This is a genomic window from Bacteroides sp. D55t1_190419_B8 (assembly GCF_015558905.1).
GTDB lineage: Bacteria > Bacteroidota > Bacteroidia > Bacteroidales > Bacteroidaceae > Bacteroides > Bacteroides vicugnae.
Genome location: NZ_JADMOU010000030.1, coordinates 1 through 12,330, shown reverse-complemented (window position 1 = coordinate 12,330; position 12,330 = coordinate 1). Strand labels below are relative to the sequence as shown.

General features: G+C 38.6%; 8 protein-coding genes. 1 reads left to right on the top strand and 7 read right to left on the bottom strand.

The window, feature by feature from the left end:
• Nucleotides 1-2 precede the first annotated feature (2 nt).
• The 6 genes from I2I13_RS19965 to I2I13_RS19940 all read right to left on the bottom strand — a co-directional run bounded on the left by I2I13_RS19965 (nt 3) and on the right by I2I13_RS19940 (nt 9,338).
• On the bottom strand, nt 3-2,516 hold the full coding sequence (locus I2I13_RS19965; RefSeq protein WP_148366757.1) for a hypothetical protein: 2,514 nt from the start codon (nt 2,514-2,516) through the stop codon (nt 3-5).
• A 19-nt stretch (nt 2,517-2,535) separates the two neighbouring features.
• Nucleotides 2,536-4,605, bottom strand: a complete 2,070-nt coding sequence (locus I2I13_RS19960) for a hypothetical protein (RefSeq protein ID WP_148366758.1) — start codon at nt 4,603-4,605, stop codon at nt 2,536-2,538.
• A 26-nt stretch (nt 4,606-4,631) separates the two neighbouring features.
• Nucleotides 4,632-5,606: a FimB/Mfa2 family fimbrial subunit gene (locus I2I13_RS19955; protein ID WP_148366759.1), complete on the bottom strand. Its 975-nt coding sequence runs from the start codon at nt 5,604-5,606 to the stop codon at nt 4,632-4,634.
• Nucleotides 5,607-5,868: 262 nt separating this feature from the next.
• Complete coding sequence (locus tag I2I13_RS19950; RefSeq protein WP_195650307.1) at nt 5,869-7,434, bottom strand: Mfa1 family fimbria major subunit; 1,566 nt, start codon at nt 7,432-7,434, stop codon at nt 5,869-5,871.
• Between the two features lie 43 nt (nt 7,435-7,477).
• Nucleotides 7,478-8,761, bottom strand: a complete 1,284-nt coding sequence (locus I2I13_RS19945; RefSeq protein WP_148366761.1) for a DUF3868 domain-containing protein — start codon at nt 8,759-8,761, stop codon at nt 7,478-7,480.
• Between the two features lie 7 nt (nt 8,762-8,768).
• Nucleotides 8,769-9,338: a DUF3575 domain-containing protein gene (locus I2I13_RS19940; protein ID WP_148366762.1), complete on the bottom strand. Its 570-nt coding sequence runs from the start codon at nt 9,336-9,338 to the stop codon at nt 8,769-8,771.
• A gap of 266 nt (nt 9,339-9,604) precedes the next feature.
• On the opposite strand from I2I13_RS19940, the gene I2I13_RS19935 reads away from it, so the two are divergent.
• On the top strand, nt 9,605-10,489 hold the full coding sequence (locus I2I13_RS19935; protein ID WP_148366763.1) for an AraC family transcriptional regulator: 885 nt from the start codon (nt 9,605-9,607) through the stop codon (nt 10,487-10,489).
• A gap of 222 nt (nt 10,490-10,711) precedes the next feature.
• Here I2I13_RS19935 and I2I13_RS19930 read toward each other — a convergent pair whose 3' ends face one another.
• Nucleotides 10,712-11,929 (bottom strand): site-specific integrase, encoded by a 1,218-nt coding sequence (locus I2I13_RS19930; RefSeq protein ID WP_195650306.1) that lies wholly within the window; start codon nt 11,927-11,929, stop codon nt 10,712-10,714.
• Nucleotides 11,930-12,330: the final 401 nt, after the last annotated feature.

The following is a 12,330-nucleotide window of genomic DNA, read 5'->3' as shown; positions in this document are numbered from 1 at the left end:
ATTTATTCCTTAACACAACGTATAGACCCTACATTTGCAACGCCAAAACTATTGGGTACCATATAACTGCCTTGCCAATAAAAAGTGAATGCAAAAGCCAAATCTGTACCAAAAAGCGAAGAAGACCAATATCTTCCCGATGAACGTAAATCTCCAGCTGCCCAACTAGGAATATAAGCTTCGGGCAGAAAAATCACCTTTGTCTCATCTTTTCCTATACCATCACAATAAAAGGTGGTACCACAAGAACTCCTGTCCTTAATATAGAAATGAGACTCTATATCTGTTGATTCCCACGCAAAATCTTTCTTAGCTAAAACCTGAAAGACATCTCCCGGAGCAACTTTATACCCTATGGGACAAGGATCATAAATCGTTTTAGATGTTAATTGTGGAAAAAGATCTCTCGATCCTTCCGGATTCCCCCATAAATACTTAATATTATTTCCTTTGCACCAGGAACGTCCATCGTAGCTGCTCATATGACAAATATGTGGAGTATTGATCGCTTGTCCGACTGTGACGGGTTCATTTAGTGAATATTTCATGTCAGAGGTCACACTTCTTATATCATATAATACCGTTCGTTTGCCATCATAAGATAAAGAACCGGAGTACGGATCTTTACGTCCCCATTGATAAGTAAGTCCTTGTGTAGTTCCTAAATTGGGAGTGGAAGTCGTAGCTCCAATATTACGATCCATTACTTTATATTCGTTGCCAGTACATCGGGAAGCCGAATACTCTATTACTTTCGGTGCAGAAGTACACCAGAGATGCCAGCTCCAAAGCACTTTCGCACTTTCTGCATTAGGATCTATATTATCATAAACAGCAATCAATGCATTTCCGCGACTTCTCCCCATCTTTATCAAAACCCTGTTTGAAGAAGTATCCAATCCGACTTGTTCTACCAATTCATCTGTATCCTGCCACAATAGTTTGGCTGACAAAGGATGAATACCGGCACCAATCGATTTTGTGAGTTTATTGCCTTGTGCATCTTCAAACTCTCCCTCATCTATTATACCATTCACTCCATTTCCCATCACTGTAGCTATAAATGAATAAGAACCGGCTCCTTTATCGCCTATATAGCAATTGGCCGTTCCCTCTGTATCCAACGCCGTAAAATTGATTAATGAACTGACAGGAATAAGTTCTTTCCGCACATTATCGGCTGTTATTTCTATAAATCCTCCATTAATATTTGCTGGAACATTACCTGTCGTACAATAGAAATTTATCGTTTGGGCGGTAGATACATCATATATTCCATTATTTTCCATTACTCTATGGTCAGCAGATATTCCATCACAATAAAGTTGTAAATCATTTGTAGATATTAAATCTATCTGATTCGATTGAAGTACTTTTATTTGAAAACGTCCAGGAGTATTACAATAAACCTGAATCAATTTAATAGGATCCGCAATACCGTGCACTAAAGATATTTCTTTTCTGTTCACATCAAAATCAGTACCTACAATATCTCCTGTGACGTCAACATCAGTCCAATCAAGCATATCTGTGTAGATTTTCACTTCATCAATACTTAGTACCTGCACATCTATCGAATAAATATGATTACGTTTTATTCGATAATCACCATTATCAACACGTATTGCACGCTCAAAGATGCGACTGGTCACTCCATCTGTTACAGGGATTGTGAGTTTTAGAAGTGTCACATTTTTATCCAGTTCATAGTCTCTACTGACTTCCAAATAATTTTCATAAATATATTGGGAATAGAATGTAACCATTTCACCGTCAAGTTCTACTCTATCTTTTAAGAGGATATCAGTAAGACTTATTTCTGGATAATCAAAATAACTAAAATAAGAGCTAGGGCTACTTTCATAAATATATTCATCCGAATCATGTGAATTGAATGGAGCATACTTGCGAATTTTATCAACTGCATGAATTACCTGCACTTTCACATCACCTATCTTTAATTCCTGCTGTGGTACACTTAATGCAGTTTTCCGAACCGCAGTTCGTAATTTAGCTACTCCCCGAAGCAGGTGTAGAGAAGTGCTAAAATTCCGTTCTGTATTTTTTTCTATAAATCCAAATCCGGACATATAAAGTGGAGTAACGGGTTGTTCCGATATGACTTTAGGGAAATCATCATTAGCACGTATACATACAGTATATCCTGTTTTTAGAATTCCGATATCAAACATTGCAGAGGCTATATAAATGCTATCAGATACAGATGATAGTATTAACCTTCCATCTTCTGTAGAGCAAGATGTCACAACGTTCTCCCCATCCATTATGTCCATGAACAGTTTATCAATTCTGTTTTCTTCCAATAATGCATTTTCTACTCCACGAGTTGTCATTATATTGCCAACAGGCACGATTAAGCGAATTTCCAGTCGTTCTTTCCCATCAGGTACGTTATTTGTCCTACCATCATCACAACTATTCTTTTCCTCAACACACGAGAATAGTAAGAATGTTACAAAAAGAGCTGTAAGCACATTCATCATATTACTTATCATAATTATAATCTCTAAGTCGTTATTCTTTCACGCAACGTACAGAGACAGCAGATGCTCTCTCCAATTTAGCATATACCCCATGCAATTCTCCTACATACCCTGGTCCTTCTCCCCATCCAACTGCAAAAGTTAAAGTCATAGTAAATGATCGTCTAAGATTTCCAGACCAATATCTTCCCCAATAGCTATACGGCATATCTGAATTTATATCCATCATCATGTCGCCTGTAGAGTTTAATCTATATCCTGCAGCAGGATAATAAACATCACTTGCATTGAATCCAGACCCTTTAATTTCTTTATAAAAGACGACACAATCAGTAGGAGGCCAAGGAGAATCCTCCACATCTTTAGGCGCAGGTACCCTCCATCCTGCAGGACATGGATCAAATAATGTTTTCTTTCCTAACTTTGTATTCCATAAATAACGCAGTGCATAATCTGCCAGTTTTTCATTTACTGTATACCATGGGTCAGATGATGTATAAAAAGTCATAGGATTATGCACTGAATTTGAAATATTATTAAGCACTGTTACCGGAGTTCTACTAAATAATTTTAGTTCACCAGTAATCCCATATAATTCCTCATCGGCTTCTGTTTTTTCCCATCCTTTAGCAGGAGGAAACAAATCTTTCCGTCCCCACTGATAAAGAAAACCTTTAGACCTGATTCCTCCCTCTTCATTATAAGAATTATATGTCGCACCTATATTACGATCCATCCATACATAACCGTTAAGCTCTTGTTGACCATTCTTTAGATTCGGATTATAATCAGTACACCAAATATGCCAACTCCAATAAATTTCTCCATTTACCTTCATTACTATCACTGCATTACCCGCTTTCTCACCTGTTTCGACTATGACAGAAGCCTTATCACGCAACGATGCATTCATCACTTTTATACTATGATCAGTCATCACTCCTATTTCATCTTGCCAAAGAACCTCTGCCATTACTTCTCCGTCCGGTATAGGTGTATGTTCGAATTCATCAAGTTGTGCCCATGCTTTATAAACTCCATCCGTAGGAATATGAACTCTCCCACCAGGAGGTACAATAAAGCAATTAGTAATATGTATATTCCCATATATTTCATCAATATTAGGTTCTAATGCTATCCATGGACATACTGTTAAATTCACATCCAAAGTCGACGTTTTCGCTGTAAAGCGACACAATAATTGATATACATGATTACGTTCCAATTTTTCCAATATCGCTCCACCAGAATTATCCGAATCCCCTCCCAAATCAATCGTTTCATAATCATCAAATCCCAGATTCAGTTTCCGATCTTTACATTCCATTTCAGGGAGATAGAACGAATATACCAACATTCCCTTATCTTCAGCCGAAGTTTCTTCCGGGATATTTTTAACCGTTTTCCGAGTTATTATATTGATGGTAGAAGACGCATAATTACCCACTTTTGCAGGAGCAATATATCCGGTTTTAGACACTCCTGTCACTACCAGCACATTTGGAGTGAGAATTTCTCCGCTATTTCCCGCTTCTTTCCGCATGTACACATCTACTCGCGCTACGGCACGGTCTACTTTCATATTTATCGTCTGCGTCGTTCCTTCCGCCGCATCTATACCATTCAGTTCTCCATACATCGGCAGGCAATAATCTTTTGTGTATTCCGGCACATTAGTCTTGGTAGTCAGGTAGTCTGCCATCTGATACTGCACATCTATCAAATCATTCGGATGGTCCACAGACTCCAGTATGGCACGAGTATTCATATCAGTCGGTTCATTTACTACTGCATATAAGCTTTTTCCGATAGCGGCTTTTACTGTGAAAACAGGAGTTGTGTAAGTTCCATTGGTTGCCGTCAGCGTCCAGTAATACATCTTATCCAGTGTCGTGCCATCAAAGACATACACACGTATGCGGCTGATACGTGTCTCATTCACATTCAACACTTCAGGGTCATTTGTCGCACGTGTACTGATATTCATTGTCATCCGTACTTCTCCGGGATTTACCGATACATCCTGCCCTACTTCGTTTTCCGTACAGGAAATGCAAAGCAGTAAAAGGCATATCCACCAATTATTACATCTATTTTTCATCCCTTTTATCATCGTTATTATATTATTTAAAGGTCTTCACCTTTTAACCAAATAGTCCAGCCATTTATCACAATTTTATCAGCCAGAAAATTCAGTAATTCAGGATTATAGAAAAAAACAATAGCATATTCACTTTGGCGATCTAAATATTCCTGTGCAGGGATATGATGGCCTTCCATCTTGGTCAGCAGCAAATAAGGAATCAGATCGACTTTCATCAGTTCTTTTCCATCCGATCTGCGTGTAAGCATCAGATAGACTTTCTTATTTTCGAGCAGACGCATCGTGTTCATTTCAACAACGATCCCTACATTTTCCACTTTCTCCAAATGATAGGGTTGAAAACTGATTATATCATCTTCCAGCAGGCTATTGTTCCAGGAAAGTCTACTATTGTCCGCACGGATTTCAAACAGGCAGTCGTTTATATCCAACTCCTCACCCGGACCTGACTTTTGCAGGATAAAACGGAACTTATTTGTATCCTTAACCAATCGGATAGTTTCTGTCTGTTCTTGCTCTCCTGTAAAGTGTACTGTCTTTACTTCACCATACCAAAGCGGCTCCAATTCAGTGTTATGTATCAATGTCCCTTCTCGCTTCATTTTCACAGTCAAGTCATTTAGCTTTGATTGTCCGGCATATAATTCCGGCATTTCAAAAGCATCACTTATACCCGCCCATGCTGCGACCTGATATTCTCCGACGGGAAGTTCAATCGGCATCTTGTAAGTACCCGTACCCAGTCTTTCCCCCTGTTCACTTTTTTTCATGATAAATGTGCCTTCCTTATCAAAAATAAATACATCGACACGATTCACTTGTGCAGCAAAAGCATCGGTGAAATCCATGTTGTAGTCATACCTGAAGTCAATATACAACCGACATTCGGGAAGCGTTTCATGGATAGATTCACAGGAGAAATGTACTAATAATAATAGTAGGCAACTCCCTAAGCTCATCCGCCGGATGATACTCTTAGTTTTAATGTTCTGTCCCATAATAAATGATTCTATTTCTTTTTCTAATTTTATATATAGTATGGAAAAACAACGGGTGTTTTTCTCTGAATAATCTGTTTTGGTGGACAAGTCGAAGCTTGTCAGCATATCCTTTCAGGATTCACGGAATAAGCTTCCGCCAGCTTCAATTTGAATGGAAATAAGAAAAAAGTTAGGAAGGCACACTACCGGAAACTTACGCCCAGCGGCGCCTTCCTCACAAAGGTTTAGTTTTAATATTATGCTAGCCCACTGTTATATATCAAAGGTCTACTCCCTGACTCCATGTTGTCCATGGATTAATAGTAATATTCACAGAAAGATATGCTTCTTCGTCATCGTTATCTTCGCCCGGATTTTCAGGATCAGTAGGATCGGTCTTATCAGGAACCCAAGCGGTACCCGGCTGTTTCACGCTGTTGATAGTCAAAGTGTACCAGTTGTTACGTACAACACCATATTTGCCATGTGCCATTGTTGCAGTGATTGCATCATCGTGGCGAATCAGGATATTATAATAGCAAACTCCTTTTTGGAAATATTCAACTCCCACAGTTTCACCTGCAGCCGGTTTCGAATATTCACCTCCATTGGTGATAGCATCCAGTTCAGCAATAGTGATAGCTGCAAAATCAGCTCCAATAGTCTTGCTTTGTGCAGTAGCGGCAGCTGACATACGGGCGTAGAACTGATCGCAAAGATCAAGAACCTGTTGTTGTGCAGCATCCGGTGTTGTTGCGCTTTTTGCAGCAGTATATACGGTCTGTAAATCAGCCAAAGTTTTATAAGTGACACCCAAAAGGCGGAACCAGCTTTCACCAATAGTAAAAGAGTTTGGAGTATATACTGCACTCACTACGGCAGCAGTAGTTTGAGCTTGAGTCTGCGCATTGGCCTCCATTGTGTTTTCAAGACAATATTTACTGTCTGTCATAGCAGAAAAATCGGTTGGCAAACTGCCGTCTGCGGCAATTTCCAAATAATTGAATTGTAATACATTGAATCCCGCCAACGCATAGTTCAGGTCTATTCTGTAATCTGCTCCGGAAGAACCACCGGCAGGCATAATGATTTCTGAATAAGGGAACATGCTCTTGTTTGTGACATTCAATGCCCAGTTGCCGAACGTACAGGTCACTCCTGCGGGAACTGTAACACCGCTTGCGTTCACTCCCAAAGAAACTTTGGCAACTACACGGTCTACGTGAATCACCGAACGGTCTCCTTCGGCAGCTGCTATTGCGGCAGTAGCGTCAACATAGGTCGTTCCATCAACCACTTTCACATTAGCTGCGACCAGGGCACCATCTGCCGGACTTACATTATTACCGGCATTAATCATCATGAAGTTGTCTTTAGCCGCTCCAATCACCTCCTTAACAGTCTGTTCTACAACACTATTGATTACTGACCAAGAGGCAGAAACTGCACAAGCAGCCTTAAACTTGTCACTCGGATTGACAACAGCCAGTACTTTGGCTGTAGCAGAAGGTACTTTGAAAGCCTTACCATTATATCCTGTAACATCAGCACCACCCACATTCAAAATATAATCAGTTGCACTCAAAATTTTTGTTTCCAAGCATATATCCGATGCATCAAACAATACAAGATATAACTCATTCACCTTTTGTTCGTTTGCTGTTCCATGATTCTCTCCCGGAGCACGTGTTCCCGAACTTTTAGGCATTGCCAGAGACAAAGACATATAAGCCGCCTTTCCATCAACAGGAAGCTGATTGCCACCTGTTATCATTTCTTCATCATTACTACATGCTGTCATCGCCAGTCCGACAAACAGCGTTACGAAAATTTTGTCCAATTTCATAAACTAAAATTTAATTAATACTCATGTTTATACTAAAATGAATTTATCTTTCCTCATTCAATCTTTTCAGGTATACATTCATTGCGTCATAATTTTCCATTTCCCATGCTACAATGGCGGCATTATTATTGGCTATCCTGTCGTCAGGGAAACGGTCTGCAATCATCCGAATGATTTTATTGTATTCATCCGAGCCTTTGCCATAGCTGTCTGCCACCTGAAACATTTCATAGTGATTCATTTTATCGGGACATGTATGGATAATCTCTCGCCCTTGCTCTACCGAAAAGGGCACAACTGTATAACTGACCGTATATTCCACCAATCGTAATTGAGGGTATACTTCCTTCAACAAGGCATTGTAAATTTTCCCACCGTCAATAGTCTTTATTTTTGCATCACGTTCATCCGGTACAGGAGTTTGCTCTATGATATCAAGGACTTTCTGCATATAAGAAGGACGATATTTCCGCAGCCAGGTGCTTAATCCTTCCCAGTTTTCAGGTACTGAACTGGATACGATTATACCTTTATCTAGTTTATAAGCCTGTTCCAGATTTCTTTCCAGTGCTTTCGCACGTTGTTCTGAAAGGCGGGCATTAGCCGCATAGTTACCTTCCGGAGAGGAATAGCCAACAATTCCGATCTTGTCAATACGGTAGTTTACATCCTCCCGGATAGAGTCAATGGATGAATATATTTTAGACAATTCTACCGGGTTATTCATATAGTCCGCCAACAGTACAAACTGGTTCACTTTAAAATTCAGGGTGGCAGTGCGGGTAAAAGAACGACGTTTTTCCGCTGCTTCTGGTATTCTGATTTCTAAGTCTGGGCGTTCTACAATTTCTTTAAATAAAGGAATACCAGCAATAGGGCTGTTGCCCAAGACTTCACCACATTCGGCACATCCCTGCAATTCACGAAGTATCTCAACACGCGCACCTGACATCCACTCCTGTGCAGGAGCTGTTTCATTATATTCAACCACAGTGTCATACTTCTTTTTATAGCAGGTTGTTTTCTGTCCTTTAGTCTTGCCATAAAGTTTCTCCTGTCGTTTATTTATACGGTAGCGATTTCTACCTGCAATGCTAACGGACGGAAGAAAAAGGCTGTCATTCTCCGATTTACTTATGATTACGGGAGTAATTGTTAACTGTTGTCTCGAAGAAAATTTCAACGTATTACAGTCGATATTGAAAGCTACTTCCACTTTGTCATCACTTATTTTCCGAGCAGTAGTATTTTTGATACTTATCTCTTGGGCATGACCGGACGTCATTCCCAGTAGTCCTACAGTCATATATAAACAGATTCTTTTCATCGTTCGCCTATTTTATAATGTATATTATATTAATCGCTGCCTTTGTAGGGCCGAGATAGTTTTTCTTCTCACTTTTCTGTACTGTCCCACAGGTGGTACAAGGATATTTAGAGTGTTCTAACCGTGCGTACCCCACTCCTATTACAGCTTCCATGCTCCAGCGGTTGCCTAACAACAACTGGTATCCATAGGAAATTCCACCACCCCATAGATGACCTTGGTAACGACTTTGCTTCATATTGTCGCTTAAAAAGGAAATTCCCCCTACGTTATATTTGGCATAATGTCCATGCAACCCAATGAAATGACCGTTGAACCTTTCACAGAGCCAATAGCGTAATTCCGGCTGTACACCCCAATGACGCATACGTATCTCATCATTAAACTTCCACGGATTATAATTGCCTGACAAGTCAAGTGACCATTTCTTTGCCAAACCGATTTCAAGACCTAGATTCATTGTAGTGGTAGCGTCGTAAAGTAAATTGCTCTTTACAGCAATCTTTTGAGCATAAGAGGTAGCGGTGTTGCAAAGTAATGCTCCTAATAGCCCGATAAAACATACATATTTCTTCATACTATCTCATTATTTATTATTGTTCGTTTTTTAATCTCTATTCCGCAATAGAGATTAAAACAAAATTTATTCATATAAATAATTTATTATCAATATGTTAAATATAAAATAGAACAAATATTTGTTTCAGTATTATTAGATTATGAATAAAATTAGAATATTGCAAAATAAAAATCTGATGAACAAGTTATTAAGAAAAGACATACTGAAACAATTATGAAACAAAGAAACTTGTAATAAAACAAACAACTAAAATAATTCTATATATAAAAACGAAGCTTATGGAAAACAAGTTGCTATACATCGAAGAACACATGTCATGTCAGAACTATATGACTACTATCGAAACCGGATTCAAGTTTATTGAGTTTACTGAAGACACAGAGCTGGGAGAGGATGATACAAGTAAGAACTATCTGTTATTCTTTCTCAAAGGTGATTTTACAGTAAGCTACAACCAATTTCACAACAGGACTTTTCAGGCAGGAGACATGATACTGATTCCGCGTTCTTCATCATTTAAGGGAGTTGCCAAAAAAGGAGGAAATTTACTTTCCATGTTTTTCGATGTACCTGAAAGCAGTTGTGACAAACTAGTATTGCAATCATTATCAGAAATTTGCAAAGAGAAAGAGTACAAATTCGAACCTATTAAGATACGTTATCCGTTAACTCCCTTTTTGGAAATACTTACCTACTGCATCCGAAATAGCATGAACTGCTCGCACCTGCATGACCTGATGCAACGGGAATTATTTTTCCTGCTACGCGGATTTTATGAGAAAGAAGAAATCGCAATGCTGTTTTATCCCATTATTGGAAAAAGAATTGATTTTAAAGATTTTGTCATGCACAACTATACCAAAGTGAGTAACATCGAACAACTTATTTCATTATCCAATTTGGGAAGAAGCTGTTTTTTTGCAAGATTCAATGAAGTATTTGGAATGACAGCCAAACAATGGATGCTGAAACAAAAGAACCAACTTATTTTGGAAAAGATGACCAAACCGGGTATCTGTATAAAAGATATCATTGAAGAACTTGGATTTGACTCACAAGTTTATTTTAGCCGTTATTGCAAACAGCATTTCGGTTGCACTCCAAGTCAATTAATAAAGCGCTGTCAAACTGATTATAGCACTGATTGACAAGTATTATTCCAGTTTGTACAAAATGGACAATTTATTGGACTTTATGATAAATCATATTATAAAAAAATAAGTTTACTTTGCAGCGTGAAATTCATTAGAATAATAGGAAGTTATTATTTATAATCTCTATTGCGGAATAGATTACAATACTGCAAATATATATAAATTATTAATACCTGCTATTTTTTTCAATGAATTATAATACAAAAATTTACTCCATCAAGACAAATTAGTCACCAGACTATTTACTTTATCAAGCTGTGACACATCGAATTCCTTCAAATAAATACGTGTCATTTCTTCTGAAGTATGCCCCAGACCAGCACTAATCACAGAAACCGGTGCACCATAGTCACGCGCAAGAGTGGCCCAAGTATGGCGGGCGGTATATGTGGTCAAAGGCACTGCGATGTCAATCATGACAGCAATTTTCTTCAGATATCGATTAATACGCCCCAAGGATAGGCGATACTGCTTATATTCTGAAAGAGATTTTTCGCTAATAATCGGAAACACATATTCTCCCTCAGTTTCATATTTGTCCATTAATTCCTGCATTTGAGGTGTCACGGTAATACGAATTAATTGCTTTGACTTGTGACGAGAATAGGTCAGCACTCCATTGCAAATATCTGATTTCTTCAATAGTACAATATCGACAAAAGCCATTCCTTGGGCATAGAAGCTAAACAAATACAAATCACGGGCAAACTTCAGCTCCGGCATCTCTTCTAATCCCAGGTTTGCCAGAGCTTGAAGATCTTTCCGAGTCAAAGCACGTTTCACCGTTTTGGCGGAACGGGTTTGTGCTTTTGCAAAAGGATATTCTCCATGAGGATGATAGCCATCTGTAACAGCCTGATTATAAAGTGTCCGCAAATTGCGCAAGTAATAGCTCACAGTATTTCCTGTAACCCCGCTGTTATACAGAAAATCTTCATATTGCCGGATAAAACGTAAGTCAATTGCTGACATACGAACATCTGACCCATTCAGAAATTTGGCCAAGGATAAGCGTGTGCTTCTATATGCCGCAGCCGTCCCCTCCTTTTTCAATGTCTTTTTCCGGTCAATTTGTGTATCAATATATCGCAGCAGATAAAATTGTTGTCTGACTTTTTTACGAATGTACTGCGCCAATACATCTTCCACTGTAAAAGATTCAGTTGATCGCTCAAGGTAGCGTATTTGTGTGCGGATCCTATTCTTTATTTTCCGTAGTTCACGATTCATCCTGGCAACGTCTGCAGTGGTAAATGTAGAATCTACGCCATCAATAATCTTCTCTTCCGATTCATCAAATGATTCTTCTTTGATCCGGAAACCCGTATACATCAACTTCTTCCTCCTCTCATGTATCACTTGGAACACTAAAGGGTAACTGCCATTATTCAATCTCCTGCTCTTATTTAGCATAAGTCTAACCGATGTTATCATATTCTTATTTTTTTGTTATGGTAAAATTACAGAGTTCACACGCAAAACAACTCGTATAGTGAAATGTTTTGCTGCATTAAGAATCGTTATGTAATAAATATAGTTAAATTATATTCTCTAAAATATACTCCATATTCATTACATATAATTTATGTGTATACGCATAAAATTAAGATGTACGCTATCAGTCATATATTATTACATATATACATGAATGAGGGAATATATAATTTTGAAAAATCAGAATATTAGGCATAGCTTTGTCTCATGGATTTTAAGGAGCTGCCAGTTTCTTTAAAAGGAACAGGTCGTTCCTCGGTGTGCAACGAAATAGGGCTTCGTGTGCCCCTTAGGGCATATGGAGCCTTTGTTGTACGTTTTCTATTTTTTATGGGGGTTAC